Raw genomic sequence first — 15,867 nt, 5'->3', positions numbered from 1 at the left:
CTATCCACCCGGGGCATTGGTGATGAAATAATTCCAAAAAGGGTTGGCAAAAATGATAATCATGGCCACTACCAATGCATAAATCGCAGTGGACTCGATCATTGCCAAACCGACAAATAGTGTCCTGGTCATTGTTGAAGCAGCATCAGGTTGTTGAGCCAATGAACTCATCGCAGAGGCCACAGCCTTTCCTTCTGCAAATGCAGGTGCAATACAGCCAATGGCGGTAGTAAAACCCGCCGTAATGATCGAAACCATTCCTATAATTGTTACCGAATCCATAAGCATAAAATTTATTATAATTGTTGATCTAAAATTTCTTCTCTACGTGTTGCAGCAGCTATGTAAACAGTAGCCAATATGCTGAATATATAGGCCTGTACCATGCCGGTAAGCAAGCCAAGCACCTGCATGATTACCGGGAAAAAAAAGGGCACGATAGCGACCAAAACCGCCACAATCATGGCCCCACTCATCATATTTCCAAACAGCCTGACGGCCAGAGAAAGTGTCCTGGTCAATTCGCTTATTATATTAAATGGCAGCATCAACCAACTAGGCCTTTGGTAAGTTTTCAGATACCTCCCAAGCCCCAACTCTGCCACCCCATAAGCCGGTACTGCCACAAAAACAGTCAAAGCCAAGGCAGCAGTAGTAGAAAGTGAGCCTGTGGGTGGCTCATAGCCAGGAAAAAGGGTACATAAATTGGAAATGGCAATAAAGAGAAATAGTGTACCCAAAAAGTTTAAATATTTTTCCGGTTTAGCAATTCCGATTGCTTTAATCTGTTTTTGCATTTGAAGTATTAATATTTCCAAAACACATTGCCAGCCCGAAATTTTTATTCCTTTTTTTAAACTTCTGGTGATCAAAATAGACCCCAATACCATTATAAACATGATTAGCCAGGTAAATACAATGGTCGCGTTTAACTTAAATATTCCATATTCCCAGAATATCCAGTCATCAGGACTTAACCTCATCATCCACCTCCTTCCCATCATTGACCCTATATTTCATTTGGCTTTTGATACTTCTCAAAAAGACCAATCTAATGCCCAAAAATCCTAAGAAAGCAGCCAAGAGATCAACCCAATCTGTTTCGGCCAAATAATAAAATCCAAGCATTACTATGACCAAGCGGAAAAAGAAACTCATAGGATATAAAATCGCATAATATTTTGACTTGAAACCATATTGAATCGTCCATAATAGACCAGCCCAGAAAACGAGGCCCAATACTGCACCTCCCAATGCTTTAAGAATTATTTTGATGATCAACTCTTCCATTTCAATTATTCTCCTGATGGTTATCATCCTTTATTTCATTCCCTTCTTTTCTTATCCAGTACCAGGCATTTAAGGCGCCCAGACCAATCCCAAACACCAAGAAGGACAAGGTCCAAGAGTATTGACTAGAGAACTTAGAATCAAGCCAAATTCCCAATAGTGCTCCCAGGACAGCTGGTACCATAACAGACCACCCCACTATTCCAAAAAGGCTAAAGCCAAACCAAATACTTCTGATAGGTCTCTTTTGAGCTTTGATTTTACGGTCTTCTTTTTCAGCTACAGTTTCCTTAAACTTTTCATTTTCCCCCGGTTTCATGTTTTGAGGAGTTCCTGGAAATTCCTTATAAATCCACTTTCAAGCTTTGCCAATGCTGTTCTTATTTGGCTTTCACTTTCCCTGTGATGGGAAAATTCCATTTCAATGGCTTGATGTAATTCCCCAAGTTTTTTCCCACTGATGCACCTTCTAACTGAGATGACAAGCTCATTTCCTGTTTTCACCATTATACCTTCCCCAACAGCAAGGTATTTAGCTTCTTCTCCAATGATTTCATACATTAATATACCAGGTGCCAAGGCAGCTGTACAGTCCAAGCGATTGGGCAAAATACCAAAAGCTCCCTGCCAGGTTTCGAGTACAACCCTGCCTATTTTGTCGGCATTAACTACTACCTTATAAGGTAATAGCACCTTAAGCTTCATGTAGGGAGCCTGATTCATTTATATTAATCGATTTTTCTTTTTCAATTGCTTCCTCAATTCCCCCAACCATGTATAGGCAATTTTCAGGTATATCGGCAAATTCATCATTTAAGATCCTTTCAAATCCATTTAAGGTTTCTTCTAATGGAATAACCTTTCCAGGAATTCCGCTGAATACTTCGGTAGTGAAAAATGGTTGGGTTAGAAACCGCTCGAGCCGTCTTGCGCGATTTACGGTCTTTCGATCCTCTGACGACAATTGCTCTGTTCCCAACATGGCAATAATGTCCTTAAGGTCTTCATATTGGGCTAAATTTTTACGGATTTCCTGTGCCAATTGATAATGTCTTTGGCCGATCACCTCTGGATTACACATCTTAGAGGCAGAATGTAGCGGATCAATCGCTGGGAATAATCCTTCACCAGCTCTTTTTCGAGAAAGAACTATGGAGGCAGATAGGTGGCTGAAAGTATGCACTGCTGAAGGGTCCGTCAGGTCATCCGCTGGAACATAAACGGCCTGTATTGAGGTAATGGCCCCTTTATCCGTACTTGAAATCCTTTCTTGTAATTTGGACAATTCGGTACTCAAAGTAGGCTGGTATCCCATTCTGGATGGCATTTGCCCCATTAAACCAGATACCTCCATTCCTGCTTGAATAAACCTGAAAACGTTGTCAATTAATAGCAATACATCTTTGTTCTTGTCGTCCCTAAAATACTCAGCCATGGTAAGCGCAGCATGCCCCACCCTGAAGCGATTGCCTGGAGGCTCATTCATCTGCCCAAATACCAGCACCATCCCAGGCAATACCCCTGCCGATTTCATCTCCCTGTACAATTCTTCTCCTTCACGGCACCTTTCTCCAATACCACAAAAAATGCTTACCCCCTTGCTTTGCCCAACGAGATGGTGGATCATCTCAGTCAATAATACGGTCTTCCCTACACCAGCTCCTCCAAAAAGTCCTGTCTTTCCTCCCCTTTCCAATGGCATTAGTACATCGATGCATTTGATCCCTGTTTCAAAGATTGCTGAACGGGTAGCTCTACTCATCAAATCAGGAGGATCTCGGAGTATTGGACGCCAAACCACATCCAGAGGATCAGAGAGCCCATCAATGGTATGACCAAAAACATCAAACATCCTAGACAGGGTAGTATCGCCTACAGGTACTTCCAAGGACCTCCCAGTATACCTCACCTTCATTTCTCTAGCTAGTCCCTGTGTAGGAGTCAGAGCGACTCCTCTGACTTGATGAGCATCCAACTGCAATAATACTTCTATAATTACCTTTGAATGGGTACCAGTATATAAAACACTGTGAAGCGGAGGGAGTTTATTGTCAAAACTGACATCCACAACACTACCCCTAACACGGGTAACTTTACCTATATATTGTTCCTCATCCATAATTTTAAAATGTAGCGGAATGAATTCCCATTATTATCCGTACAATCCCTCAAATGATGGTTCAACTGATATTATTTTTAGATGCTAAAATGAGAATTGTCCTAAAGAACAGAGCGACAGAATACGGTACACGCAGGTAAGAACAACATTATATTAGCTCTTTCCTTCCAGCCCATCTGTTCTTAAAGTTTATGGTCCCAATCTTAAATCAATTGATCCTATTTTCTATTTAGTAAGTCCTAAAATATTAAATACACATATGCGCCCTATAAGGGCTAATGATTCCAATCATCAAAATCGAAAATTTTGCTGATTGACTTTTTAAATGTTTTTTCGTAGTCATTTATTAATCCTTTTATACCTTTTCACCCAATTGAATGTAGTTTAGGGCTTGCTGAAGTATGGCCTTTATATTAGAGTTGTTGGAAGTCAATTGAAGATAAGGGTGTAAAACAGGGTCAAAAGCCTTCTTTATTTTAAGGTAAACACTAAAGTTCGCCTCACTATCAGGCCTTGGTTTTTCCATTCTTTTTGAGATTAAATTCTCCTCCGCTTTTACCAATATTTTGACCAAAGAGGTATGTTGATTAGTGGCCAGTTGAAAAAAGGGCACCCTGGTTTCTATGAGGTAAAAAGTGGCATCCAGAACGACGGGAATCCCCTTATCTAATACCAACTTTGCCCTTCTTTCCATTTCTTTATAGACTTTCATTTTATCCCTTTTGCTATATTGATTTGATAGCCCCAATTCCTTTCTGACCACATCACTTTTAAGAAGTACACCACCAAGCCTATCAGCCAACTTAGAAGCCAAATAGCTTTTCCCTGTTCCTGGAAGGCCCATTACCATAATTATCATCATCCTAGGTTTAATTTGTTTATTACAATCTCCATAAAAACAATTTATAATTCCATGATACTCAAACCTTCATAGCATGATGAAAATCACTAGGATAACCTGATGCTAGTTATCACCCATTAAGAATATTTGTATTTACTTTAAGCATTATGACAACAACAACAGACAATCTCCAAATCAAGCAAAGTCTGTTTGATGCTTATGTGTTAAAGTAAAAATCAATGATCAAGGACTTTAAAGACTGATTAAAAGAATTGATACAGACCAGTGATGTAAAAAACCTAGAAATAGGCGATACCAGTAAAAAACTCCAAAAAAGAGATTATGATGGCTTTCTTGGCACCATAGAATATGCCAAAGAGGAATTGGAACTTCTCCATTAACTTGAAAAACTAAGTTAGCACCGTGATAGCCCAGAGATCGGTACTGTACTGGAAACGGATCGTGAGACTTTCTTTATTTCTGTTGATTATAGGAGAATTTTATGTAGGATATATGAGATATTATGGAATTTCTTCCCAAAATTAAACGTAAAAAACACCATGGGGGAAGTTATACTTTTGGGGACAAAAATATAATATGCATTACATTTCTTGATATAAGGGCTAATTCCTTAAATATCCTAGGATTAAAAAATGACCAATAATGGATAGCCTTGCTTCACATCAAATCAACATTCCTATAGGGGATTTGATATTAAAAGGAATATTGACCGTTCCTAACAGTGCAAATGGTCTGGTCATCTTTTCCCATGGAAGTGGTAGCAGTCGATTAAGCACCCGAAACAACTTTATAGCTAATCATTTAAATACAAATGGGTTTTCTACATTACTATTTGATTTATTAACAGATGAGGAAGATACAGTCTATGAAAAAAGATTCGACATTGCCTTATTGACCGAAAGATTAATTGAAGTAACAGAATGGGTACAAAGCAAAGAAAATATTTCAACATTAAAATTGGGTTATTTTGGTGCGAGCACGGGTGCTGCTTCAGCGCTTAATGCGGCTGCATACTTAGGTTCCAAAATTGCTGCGGTTGTTTCCCGTGGAGGTAGGCCTGATTTAGCAGGAGACAAGGAGTTATTTAAAGTGGTAGCCCCCACTCTTTTCATTGTAGGTGGTTTGGATAATAATGTAATTCCTTTAAACCAATTGGCCTATGATAAAATGAATACTGTTAAAAAACTTGAAATAGTACCCGGCGCTACCCATCTCTTTGAAGAGCCAGGAAAATTGGATCAAGTTGCTACTTTGTCTGTTCATTGGTATAAGAAATATATAACAGAATAATTTAATATAAATGTTTACAGATAGATACGAAGCTGGCAAACTTTTGGCTGAGGAATTAGCTAACTATAAAGGAAAGGATGCGGTAGTTCTGGCGATTCCGCGCGGAGGCCTTCCTGTTGGTGCTGTTATTGCCAAATCCTTAGGCTTGCCATTGGATATAGCATTGACCAAGAAAATCGGCCATCCATTCAACAAGGAATACGCCATAGGTGCAGTAAGCTTAAATAGCATCGTTCTAAGCGAAGAAACAGGAAATGTTTCACCGGAATATATTGCAGAGGAAACCGAGAACATTAGGAACCTCCTTCTATCAAGACGTGACGCTTATTATAAGAACAAAGCACCTAGCTCTATCAAGGATAAAACGGTGATTTTGGTAGATGATGGAATAGCTACGGGTAATACCATATTGGCCACCATCAAACTTATAGCACAGGAAAATCCTAAACATATTTTGGTTGCAGCACCGGTATCTCCTCTTTCAGCGATATTAAAAATTGAGGAATCTCCCCTTGTAAGCGAGGTGTTGGTTTTAGAACAAGCAAATAATTTTCATGCCATTGGCCCCTATTATATGGATTTTAACCCAATAACAGACCAGGAAGCCATAAAGATTTTTAATAGCATTAAATAAACTTATCAAACAATTCTATAGCTGTAGGCATAATTACAACTAAAAGAAATAAACCACAGTAATTAAACCGCTTGAACCTTTAACATTCAAACAACTTAATCACCTATCAATAGCTATACGAGGCAAATTTAATCATGATTAAAATTCAAAAAAAGGGAAGCCTTCACTCCTATCATAAATTTTCCAGTGGTTTGAAAAAGCTAATTAAACACCTTAAAAAAGGGAAGGTTATTCTGATTAATTGGTGAATGATCTAATAAACTACAAAGACAAAAAATTCTCCGAATGGTACTTTGTAATTATACTTTATGGACACAGGATTTCTAGCAATATCTCAATAAACACATACTTCGTATTTAAAAATTAACCATTCGACTCGAATAATACCACCAAAATTTTGACATTCTCAAACCCTGAAGAAGTATTGATCCTAAACAAAAATAAGATCATCCAATCAAATTAAGAGTAGTTTATTTCTTATGCTATTTTCTTAGAAAGAAGGAAAAAATAAATTTCACCATCCCACCAAAACACTTATTGACAGACTTTGCAAATAGAGCTGCTATCTTCTATCCCACTATTCAAAACTTGTAGGTTTCCTGTATTATTTCTAAACATGGTTATTCCTTTTAGTTTCATATTCCAAGCATCTTGGTAAATAGAATCTACAGTTTCTATAGTCGCTGCATTAGGTAAATTGATGGTTTTGGAAACGGCGTTATCAGTATACAGCTGAAAAGCCGCTTGATGCCTTAAATGCCAATAGGGTTCAATTTCCAAGGCTGTTTTAAAAATTTCGCGTATATCCTCGCCAAGTACCTTTATTTCTTTACAGCTTCCTGTTCTTCTGACTTTCTGAAGAACGGTCTCATTATCCAGTCCATGCTGAACCAAATAATCTAAAAAAAGTTGGTGAAAACTGCTTAAGATCAAGCCTCCCAGCACATTTCCCCTTTCAAAAGCAAGGGCATATATTGGCTCAATGGAAGCTGACACACCTGCAATAATAGAAATACTTCCTGTAGGGGCAATACTAATTCTGGTCGCATTTCGCATAGGCTCTTTTGGGTAGAAAATACTATGCGACCAGTTAGGAAAATTCCCTCTGACTTCCCCCAAATTTGAGGAAGCTGCCCTGCTCTTTTGGCCAATAAAATCCATCAATTTTTCACCCAGTTGAACTGCTCTATTGGATGCATATGGAATTTCCAATTTTATTAAAAAATCTGCCCAGCCCATGATCCCCAACCCTATTTTACGGTTGGCCTTTGTTGTCTTTTCTATAAGTTCATCTGGATAATCATTGACTTCGATGACATTATCTAAAAATCTTACAGCAAGCATCACTACTTCTCCCAAATAATCCCAATCAACAACATATTTATTTCCTTGCTTTCGGATAAATTTGGTTACGTTTATAGAACCCAAATTACAAGCTTCATTGGGAAAGAGTGGCACCTCACCACAAGGATTGGTTGCTGAAATTTCACTTAAACTAACAAGAGGATTATGGGCATTAATAGCATCCAAAAAGATCAAACCCGGGTCACCACATATCCACGTATTTTTCAAAATGTTTTTCCAAATTTCTCTGGCAGGTAGCTTCTTGGTGATTGCCCCATCACGGGGATTAATTAATTTCCATGTTTTATCTTCTTCCACTGCTCTCATGAATTGGTCCGTAATACCTATGGACAAATTAAAATTATTCACTTTTCCCCCTCCAGACTTTAAACTAATAAATTCTTCAATATCTGGATGATCAATATTCAAAATTCCCATATTGGCTCCTCTTCTTTTGCCCCCTTGCTTAATTTTTTCAGTTGTACGATCAAAAATTTCAATCACGGCAACAGGCCCCAATGCTACATCCCATTTATTATCCACCCTATCGCCTTTTGGACGTATTCTGGAAAAGTTAAAGCCTGTCCCCCCTCCTCTCTGGTGAATTTTAGCCGTACTTTTTAATGTATGAAAGATCTCTTCTAAACTGTCCTCAACAGGAAGCACAAAACAGGCACTTAGTTGTTGCTGCGAAGTTCCTGCATTCATTAATGTGGGCGAATTAGGTAAAAAAATCAATTGGCTCATCAGTTGATAAAAAACACGGGTAAATCGATCAACATCCTTTTTATTGCCCCAGATTATTTCAACCTCTGCTATGGCTTTGGCCACACGCATGAACATATCCGCCGGGCTTTCGAGCAGTTGATTGTCCTTCCCGCGCAACAGGTACCTTTGCTCAAGCACTATATTGGCATTATCAGAAAGCTGATCCATTTGAAAGAGGGGAAATTAATATATGCATTTAACAATAATGACCAGAAATAAACTTCATCTCAAATAAAATTGCTTAAACGATATCCCTTTCACAATGATGAAAAATTTCATTTTTGATAAGACTAGTCATTTATTACAAGACATTTGAATGGTTCAAACAAGTAACCATTCACCTTCAATCCTATCCCTTTTTCCTTATTAGTTATTTCCACTACTCAGGACAAAAAATAAACCACTATGCACTAGAAGTGCATAGTGGTTTAGTCTACCTATTAAATCCCTAACCTTTAAACACAATACATTTAAGTATCAAAAATTATTTGGGGATTTCCCCATACCAAAAAAGAACAATCAGTTGTAGAAAGGACTTTTTTAAAACAGTAAAGATCAACTTGAAAATATATTATGACGGGCATCATTTCTTCTTATAGAAACGATATCGAACTTTAATGAACAAACTAAATCACTTTCAATAAACCAATTACAGAACAATAAATATAAATTAAAATGTCAGTAAAAGTTCTAATGTTTGGTTGGGAATTTCCACCTTATATTTCTGGTGGACTTGGCACAGCATGTAAAGGGATCGTTGAAGGGCTTATAAAAAATGAGGTACAGGTAGCCTTAGTTGTTCCAAAAATTTTAGAAGACAGGACTAAGCCATACCGATTGATAGATGCAGGAAAAGTCCCTATAACAGGTTCAGAAAACATACAGCAAGAACTCCATAAAATCTACCATTACTATGAAATAAACAGTCCTATTGTCCCCTATCTTGATCCAGAAGACTTCTCTGCTAAAGCTTCTTCCATCGATATCAGTAAATACAAAGACTTTGAAAATAAAGGCAGATTTTACAAATTCTCTGGTCGATATGGACCAGATTTGTTCTTGGAAGTGGGGAACTATGCAGCTGTAGCTTCCTCACTGGCACTGTCAGAACAATTTGATATCATCCATGCCCATGACTGGCACGCATTTCCTGCAGGTATAATGGCCAAGAAACTCAGCAAAAAACCGCTTATCATCCATATCCATTCCACAGAATTTGACCGAGCCGGGGATTCGATCAATAAGGATATTTACCAATTGGAAAAAGATACCATGCTCATTGCAGACCATATAATTACAGTGAGCGAGTTTACAAAAAAAATACTGGTAGACCGCTATGAGATATCTCCGTTAAAGATCTCAGTAATACATAATGCAATAGAAAAACCTGATGCAAAGACGGATTACCGTCGACTAAGAAAACATAAAGAAAAAATCGTCACTTACCTTGGAAGAATTACCTTCCAAAAAGGCCCAGAATACTTTATTGAAGCGGCAGCCAAAGTCTTAAAAGTAAATAGGAAGTTCCGTTTCGTTATGGCCGGAAATGGCAATATGTTGTATCGTATGATTGACTTGGCGTCAAAACACCGTATATCCGACCATTTTCATTTTACGGGTTTCCTTAACGCCAAAGAAGTAGAAGATTTGCTTTCTATTAGTGATGCCTATGTTATGCCCTCTGTTTCAGAACCATTTGGACTCTCTGCCTTAGAAGCTACCTATCACCAAATTCCCTCAATTATCTCCATCCAATCTGGTGTTCAAGAAGTTTTGGATCATAGTATTAAACTGGATTTCTGGGACACTGACGCCATGGCCAATGCCATCTATGCAATAGGTTCCTACCCCAGCCTTTCCCGTACCTTAGTATGTGGGAGCCAAAAAGAATTAAATCATTTTGATTGGGATAGGCAAACATTCAAAATAAAACACCTATATCAACAGCTGATCAATAGTTGTAATACTGCTTATCCATGAAAAATATCTGTCTCAATTTTCGCCTACACCTTGGGGACCACTTGTCCCATTATCCCTTTACCCTTATAGGAAGCCATAGCCCATACTTTGATAAAAAGAAAACATTAGTCTTACTCAAAGAGCTTGTCGATAAGAGTATTATCCCTACAAATAAGCTATTTACACGTCTAATGGAGAAATTTAAAAACGAATTCAAAATAAGTTTTTCCATTTCAGGGCCGACACTTGAGCTAATGGAAGCGCATATGACTAATTTAATAAAGCGCTTCGAGACTTATGCCCTTCGCGGACAAGCAGAATTCACAGCTGAGCCCTATTACCCTTCCTTGGCAGCCTTGCAAAGTAAACATGAATTCATGAAGCAGGTAAATATGTATGAAGACAAAATTTTTCATCTATTCGGAAAACGACCAAAAACATTTAGAAACACAGAACTAATTCATGCTGATTTTATTGGAAACATGATATATGACCTCGGTTATAAATATATTATGATTGAATCAAACGAAAGAACGCTAAAAGGAAGGACTGCCAATAAAATATATAAAAGCGCGACAAATGAAAAACTTCGTCTATTGGTCAGGAATAGATCTCTCAGCGAAGACATTACCGAAAGATTCCAAAGTAAATCATGGTCAGAATGGCCCTTAACCGCAGATAAATACTTGACATGGCTAGAACAACTCCCTGCTAGCGACCAATTAGTTAATATCTGGATGGATTTAAAAACTTTAGGGCATAAATACCCCATCGAATCGGGCATTATGGATTTTTTCTATCACTTCATTACTAAAGCTATTCATAATGGTTGGAAGTTTATTTTACCTTCTACAAGTCCAGAATCAGTAGCTGAAAGCCTTTCCATACAAAATCCAATATCAATAAAGGATCATTCAGAAACGACTAATATCTGGCTATCCAATGACATCCAACAAGAAGCTTTTTATTCCCTTTATCAGCTTGAACAGCAAGTTATAAATTGCGGTGTTCCAGAGATTATCCAGACATGGCGAGAATTACAATCCAGTGACCATTTTTACTTTATGAATACTCAAATGTTAAAAAATTACCAAGGTATGCCTTACAAAAGTCCTTTTGAGGCATTTATTAACTATATGAATATACTTTCGGATTTCAAACAGCTTCTAAAAACTGTCAGCAAAAACAAAAAAAAGTTAGCCTATATACCTGAAAAAAAGAATCTTTTCAAACTACTTTAGTCTGTATTTTCACTGCTCCTGTGGTTACTTTCAAATCACAAAAATTAAATCCATTTCACCAATGGAAAGTCAAACCTGTTAGATAAAAGTGGATTTTTTGGATAAACTCTATAGCTGTATTCATAATTACCTGGATCGAGTTCAGGCATTTTCCGCCCAAAGACCACTTTTTCCTTGGCTATTTCCATTGGATTGAGCTCATAACTACTGTGTCCTATTTCAGGATCAATTGGATTTTTTCTCAAAACCACCAATTCTACACCAATATCATTAATGGTTAAATCCCCCATGTTGAGGGTTAATTTAACTTCAAGACCTCTTCCCCAATCAGTTATAGTTTCAGGCGTAATAGCAATCACATCAATATCATTCCAGTTACTTTTCACATATTTTTTCCACTGAGCAAGTTCTTTAGCGACAGAAAAACCCTCTGCTCTCATCTTTCTTCCTCTTTCCAATATTTTCGTATAGAAATTATGTTGATATTCTACCAGTGCACGATGCATGGTATATTGTGGGGCCACCGTAATGGCTGTTTTAATGAGTTGAATCCAATCCTTAGGAATTCCTTCCTCATTACGACGGTAAAACAAAGGAATGATTTCGTTTTCCAACGTTTTATAGATTTTGTCAGCATCCAATATATTCTGATAATCTTGTCTTTCATATTCTCTTTCTATTTCTATGGCCCAACCAATTTTTTCATGATATGCCTCTGCCCACCAACCATCCAATACGCTGAAATTAAGGGTTCCATTTAAAATGGCTTTCATTCCGCTGGTTCCTGATGCCTCCTTCTGTCTACTTGGTGTGTTCATCCAAAGATCAACACCCTGAACCATCATCTTGGCCAAATTCATATCATAATCATCCAAAAAGAAAATTTTATTCCTTAGGCCATTTCCCCTCGATGCTTCAAACACTTTTTTTATCAACTCAATACTTTCTTTGTCTTGAGGATGGGCCTTACCCGAAAAGAACAGTAATACCGGTTTATCCTCTATATTTAAAATCCGTTCTAATCTATCCAGGTCTGTAAAAATAAGGTCAGGCCTTTTGTAGGTTACAAACCTTCTTGCAAAACCAATAACCAAAGCATTCTCTTGCAGGCATGCCACAGCTTCCATAATTGTCTTGGGACTCTCATGACGCATTCTCATCGTCTCGGTCATCCTATCTTTGATCGCCAGTAATAGTTCCCTTTTCAATTGTACATTGGTATTCCAAATTTCCTGATCAGGTACTTCGCGAATTTTTTCCCACAAATGGCCATCTTTAAGAAAATCACTTCCCAAGAATTTAGCATAAAGGGCTTTCCAAACTGGAGCAGTCCAAGTATCATAATGAACCCCATTGGTTACATATCCAATATTTAGTTCTTCTGGAAAATAATCCCTCCATAGTTCCTGAAATAATTTGCAACTTACTTTTCGATGGATCTTGCTCACTGAGTTTACTTCCTGACAAAGTTTTAAGGCAAGATTAGTCATTGAAAAACTTTCATCAAGTCTGTTGGCCCGCGCTCTTCCGAGGTTTATAAAAACTTCCCAAGAAATATTGAATTGCTGTGCCATATGTGAAAAATAAGGTCTTAAAAGTTCTTCACTAAATTTATCTATTGCAGCACCAACAGAAGTATGAGTGGTGAAAAGGCTTGAGCTCCGAACCACTTCTACGGCCTCTTCGTAAGAAAGATTTTCATGTTGGATAAGAGATTGTAAGCGGGCAATTCCAACAAAAGCAGCATGTCCTTCATTACAGTGAAAAATCTCCGGTGAAATGTCCAATGCTTCTAGCACCTTTATCCCTCCCAAGCCCAACAGCAATTCCTGCTTTAACCTATTTTCTTGATTTCCTCCATACAGTTGACTGGTAATTCCCTTATCATCAATATTGTTTTCCTCTACAAAACTATCCAATAAATAAAGCTTTACCCGGCCAATTTCCAATTTCCAAACTTGTGCAATGACAGTTCTTCCGGGAAATGGAAGAGCAATTTTTAAAGCTTGATTATCTTTATCAGAAACAAGCTCAAGGGGCAAGGTGCTGAAATCCATATTTTCAGATTCCATTATCTGATCACCAGTAATGGATATTCTTTGCTTAAAATATCCATTTTTATATAGTAGACCTATCCCTACAAGAGGCACTAAACTATCGCTGGCCTCTTTGAGAAAATCACCCGCCAAAATCCCCAGTCCACCAGAATAGAGTTTCAGTGTATTATGGATGCCGTATTCCATACTGAAATAGGCAATTTTTCCATTTTCTGGCATTGGCACATTCATATAATCCTCAAATTTCCCCAATACCTCCTCTAATTGACTGATATATGACTTATCTTCGGCTAATCGGTCAATTACCGAATACGGTAAAGTCTGAAGAAATGCAACAGGATTTTGATGGCTCTTGGCCCAATTTGTTGAATCCGTATATTCAAACAGATTTTTTGCAGCCTCATTCCAAGACCACCATAAGTTAGTTGACAATTTGTGCAAACCTTGTAAAACAGGAGGCAATTCTTCTTTTACAGTTATTTCCCGCCATATAGGGCTGGACTCCATGATTTCAACGCCTACAAGTGGTATAGCCTGGGGTTTATCCTGATATAATTTTTCTCTTTCCCCGCTTTTATCCAATGCCAAACTATATGCTTCTTCGTAATGATGGATTTGATTTTCCCATAGAAAAAACTGACTGATACGATGGGCATCTTCCCTGATTTCCAGCACTTCTGGTTCGGGTTTATTAGAAAAGGACTCAAGTATATCCGCTATTTTTTTTACGACCTCTTGCTCATTTCCATCTGTTCTCTCAAGTATATAAATACCTTTTGAGGGCGGTTCTTTTAAACTTAAATAAGCAGCCCCAAAACCTGAAACATTTGTCGTCACAGCAGGAATATAAAAAGCCAAGCTCTCTAAAGGGGTATATCCCCATGGTTCATAGTAAGAGGGAAAAACTCCTAAATCAAATCCTATCAACAAATCATAATACTCAAAATCAAAAATCCCATCATTTCCATTTAGATAGGTCGGTACAAAAATGACTTTCAAATTATCATCCACAGATCGGTTGAGATCTACTTTTTTTATCCTTTGAAAAATTGGGTCTGTTTCGACTCCTTGAAGATAATGGGTCAGTAGTTCGGTGGGCCTTGGATCCTTTAAGTTAGGCGACTTGATTCGTTCGGTAAGCTCTTTTCTTGGACCAGTATGGTGTCCTGGAACAAAAATTAAGGCTATTATCTGTTTACCAACCTTGCGGTGAACGAGAACTTCAGCTATAGAATCGATAAACACCTCAATCCCTTTATTCTTAAATTCATACCTCCCGCTTTTAATTACCAATAAACTATCTGCAGGAAACCTTTGGTTAAACAAACCTTCCGCTACCGCCAAAATTTTACTTCTGGCCAAAGCCCTTTTCTCTTCCAGATGAGGTGGAACTGGAACCATAGCATTATCAAATCCATTGGGAGTGATCACATCCGGATATTTACCCAATAGCTTTTCACATTCTTTAGCGGTAAATTCACTTACTGTAGTAAAGCAATCAGCATTCATTGCCGCCACCTTTTCTAATGAATGTTTAGATAACACATTGCTCTCCAACGCTAATTGCTCGGGATTATACTGATATAATTGACTATAGAATGGCATGCCCTTTCCAGCTATAGCCCTTCCTATAACAGTGGCATGAGTAGTAAAAACAGTGGCTATTTGGGGAACATTTTCTTCCAGGTATAATAGTCCCGTTCCTGTCATCCATTCGTGAAATTGAGTTACCACCTGATCGGTAGAATTGATGTGGCAACGATAAAAACATTCAATAACCTTGCCTGCAGCATATCCAAACATGGCAGGTTCTATATAGTCCCACTGTCCATTAAGTGAATCTAATTGATATTTAATCCAAAAATGTTTGAATATTTCATTTCGCTCAAAAAAGAAAGGCGTAAAATCGACCAAAACAGCTATAGGATTACTGTGGATATTCCAGCGACCAATTTTTACCTTCAGGCCTTCTTGGTCTAAAAATTGTCTCCAAAGTTTAAATAATGTTTTATCTTCTATAAATTCAGGATGTACACCTATGCCTTTATATACATCTGGGCCAATCATCATTAATCTTTCATGATAGGTTCTTTCTAATAAAGGAGCTTTAGTTTCAAGGACAGCATATATACCGCCTACTTTATTGCAAACTTCCCAGCTCACTTCAAAAAGATAATCAGCCTTCTTTAAAATTGATTCTTCCATATATTTTGATCATTTCCATTTATAAACCACTGATCAAAAAAATACTTATCCAACACCCTTCATCCTCTATGTATACTTAAAAAAACCAATCCCAATTA

General features: G+C 37.7%; 14 protein-coding genes. 5 read left to right on the top strand and 9 right to left on the bottom strand.

Translation table 11 applies throughout. The annotated features are described in order from the left end of the window. The 7 genes from KMW37_RS12630 to KMW37_RS12600 form a co-directional block, all read right to left on the bottom strand. On the bottom strand, positions 1 to 282 hold the full coding sequence (locus KMW37_RS12630) for a F0F1 ATP synthase subunit C (RefSeq protein WP_215224990.1): 282 nt from the start codon (positions 280 to 282) through the stop codon (positions 1 to 3). A 14-nt stretch (positions 283 to 296) separates the two neighbouring features. Then, positions 297 to 1,004 carry a F0F1 ATP synthase subunit A gene (locus KMW37_RS12625; RefSeq protein WP_246581472.1) on the bottom strand — a complete coding sequence of 236 codons (708 nt, stop codon included), beginning with the start codon at positions 1,002 to 1,004 and terminating at the stop codon, positions 297 to 299. Then, the gene (locus tag KMW37_RS12620; protein WP_215224989.1) at positions 967 to 1,317 is read right to left on the bottom strand and encodes an N-ATPase subunit AtpR; all 351 of its coding nucleotides are present in this window, start codon (positions 1,315 to 1,317) and stop codon (positions 967 to 969) included. Before KMW37_RS12620 ends, KMW37_RS12625 begins: the two co-directional genes overlap by 38 nt. Then, entirely contained in the window at positions 1,292 to 1,609 is a 318-nt protein-coding gene (locus KMW37_RS12615; RefSeq protein WP_215224988.1) for an AtpZ/AtpI family protein, read from the bottom strand. Before KMW37_RS12615 ends, KMW37_RS12620 begins: the two co-directional genes overlap by 26 nt. After that, a complete protein-coding gene (locus tag KMW37_RS12610) occupies positions 1,606 to 1,995 on the bottom strand; it encodes a F0F1 ATP synthase subunit epsilon (protein ID WP_215224987.1) in 390 nt (129 codons plus the stop codon). Before KMW37_RS12610 ends, KMW37_RS12615 begins: the two co-directional genes overlap by 4 nt. Beyond that, positions 1,985 to 3,409 carry a F0F1 ATP synthase subunit beta gene (gene atpD / locus KMW37_RS12605; protein ID WP_215224986.1) on the bottom strand — a complete coding sequence of 475 codons (1,425 nt, stop codon included), beginning with the start codon at positions 3,407 to 3,409 and terminating at the stop codon, positions 1,985 to 1,987. Before atpD ends, KMW37_RS12610 begins: the two co-directional genes overlap by 11 nt. A gap of 355 nt (positions 3,410 to 3,764) precedes the next feature. Next, positions 3,765 to 4,271, bottom strand: coding sequence for an AAA family ATPase (locus KMW37_RS12600; protein ID WP_215224985.1), 507 nt, complete (start codon positions 4,269 to 4,271; stop codon positions 3,765 to 3,767). A 251-nt stretch (positions 4,272 to 4,522) separates the two neighbouring features. Here KMW37_RS12600 and KMW37_RS22545 point away from each other — a divergent pair, with 251 nt between their 5' ends. The 3 genes from KMW37_RS22545 (at position 4,523) to KMW37_RS12590 (ending at position 6,195) form a co-directional block, all read left to right on the top strand. After that, positions 4,523 to 4,651 carry a hypothetical protein gene (locus KMW37_RS22545; RefSeq protein WP_262898198.1) on the top strand — a complete coding sequence of 43 codons (129 nt, stop codon included), beginning with the start codon at positions 4,523 to 4,525 and terminating at the stop codon, positions 4,649 to 4,651. A 262-nt stretch (positions 4,652 to 4,913) separates the two neighbouring features. After that, the gene (locus tag KMW37_RS12595) at positions 4,914 to 5,561 is read left to right on the top strand and encodes a dienelactone hydrolase family protein (protein ID WP_215224984.1); all 648 of its coding nucleotides are present in this window, start codon (positions 4,914 to 4,916) and stop codon (positions 5,559 to 5,561) included. Between the two features lie 10 nt (positions 5,562 to 5,571). After that, positions 5,572 to 6,195: a phosphoribosyltransferase gene (locus tag KMW37_RS12590; RefSeq protein WP_215224983.1), complete on the top strand. Its 624-nt coding sequence runs from the start codon at positions 5,572 to 5,574 to the stop codon at positions 6,193 to 6,195. A 534-nt stretch (positions 6,196 to 6,729) separates the two neighbouring features. Here the strand turns inward: KMW37_RS12590 and KMW37_RS12585 are convergent. After that, positions 6,730 to 8,475, bottom strand: a complete 1,746-nt coding sequence (locus tag KMW37_RS12585; RefSeq protein ID WP_215224982.1) for an adenosylcobalamin-dependent ribonucleoside-diphosphate reductase — start codon at positions 8,473 to 8,475, stop codon at positions 6,730 to 6,732. Positions 8,476 to 8,982: 507 nt separating this feature from the next. Here KMW37_RS12585 and KMW37_RS12580 point away from each other — a divergent pair. Both KMW37_RS12580 and KMW37_RS12575 read left to right on the top strand, forming a co-directional pair. Then, positions 8,983 to 10,287 (top strand): glycosyltransferase family 4 protein, encoded by a 1,305-nt coding sequence (locus KMW37_RS12580; protein ID WP_215224981.1) that lies wholly within the window; start codon positions 8,983 to 8,985, stop codon positions 10,285 to 10,287. Then, positions 10,284 to 11,507 carry a polysaccharide deacetylase family protein gene (locus KMW37_RS12575; RefSeq protein ID WP_262898197.1) on the top strand — a complete coding sequence of 408 codons (1,224 nt, stop codon included), beginning with the start codon at positions 10,284 to 10,286 and terminating at the stop codon, positions 11,505 to 11,507. The genes KMW37_RS12580 and KMW37_RS12575 overlap by 4 nt, the downstream gene beginning before the upstream one ends. A gap of 44 nt (positions 11,508 to 11,551) precedes the next feature. Here the strand turns inward: KMW37_RS12575 and glgP are convergent, their stop codons facing one another. Beyond that, positions 11,552 to 15,769: an alpha-glucan family phosphorylase gene (gene glgP, locus KMW37_RS12570; protein WP_215224979.1), complete on the bottom strand. Its 4,218-nt coding sequence runs from the start codon at positions 15,767 to 15,769 to the stop codon at positions 11,552 to 11,554. Positions 15,770 to 15,867: the final 98 nt, after the last annotated feature.

Origin of the sequence: Echinicola shivajiensis, assembly GCF_018642165.1 — a bacterium.
GTDB classification, from domain to species: Bacteria; Bacteroidota; Bacteroidia; order Cytophagales; family Cyclobacteriaceae; genus Echinicola; species Echinicola shivajiensis.
This window is presented reverse-complemented; position numbering and strand designations above follow the sequence as displayed.

Coding starts and splice junctions, on each gene's coding strand:
- KMW37_RS12580 (WP_215224981.1), top strand. CDS start 8,983: ATGTCAGTAAAAGTTCTAATGTTTGGTTGGGAATTTCCACCTTATATT.
- KMW37_RS12630 (WP_215224990.1), bottom strand. CDS start 282: ATGGATTCGGTAACAATTATAGGAATGGTTTCGATCATTACGGCGGGT.
- KMW37_RS12625 (WP_246581472.1), bottom strand. CDS start 1,004: ATGATGGGAAGGAGGTGGATGATGAGGTTAAGTCCTGATGACTGGATA.
- KMW37_RS12610 (WP_215224987.1), bottom strand. CDS start 1,995: ATGAAGCTTAAGGTGCTATTACCTTATAAGGTAGTAGTTAATGCCGAC.
- KMW37_RS12575 (WP_262898197.1), top strand. CDS start 10,284: ATGAAAAATATCTGTCTCAATTTTCGCCTACACCTTGGGGACCACTTG.
- KMW37_RS12620 (WP_215224989.1), bottom strand. CDS start 1,317: ATGATAACCATCAGGAGAATAATTGAAATGGAAGAGTTGATCATCAAA.
- glgP (WP_215224979.1), bottom strand. CDS start 15,769: ATGGAAGAATCAATTTTAAAGAAGGCTGATTATCTTTTTGAAGTGAGC.
- KMW37_RS12600 (WP_215224985.1), bottom strand. CDS start 4,271: ATGATGATAATTATGGTAATGGGCCTTCCAGGAACAGGGAAAAGCTAT.
- KMW37_RS12590 (WP_215224983.1), top strand. CDS start 5,572: ATGTTTACAGATAGATACGAAGCTGGCAAACTTTTGGCTGAGGAATTA.
- KMW37_RS12595 (WP_215224984.1), top strand. CDS start 4,914: ATGGATAGCCTTGCTTCACATCAAATCAACATTCCTATAGGGGATTTG.
- KMW37_RS12615 (WP_215224988.1), bottom strand. CDS start 1,609: ATGAAACCGGGGGAAAATGAAAAGTTTAAGGAAACTGTAGCTGAAAAA.
- atpD (WP_215224986.1), bottom strand. CDS start 3,409: ATGGATGAGGAACAATATATAGGTAAAGTTACCCGTGTTAGGGGTAGT.
- KMW37_RS12585 (WP_215224982.1), bottom strand. CDS start 8,475: ATGGATCAGCTTTCTGATAATGCCAATATAGTGCTTGAGCAAAGGTAC.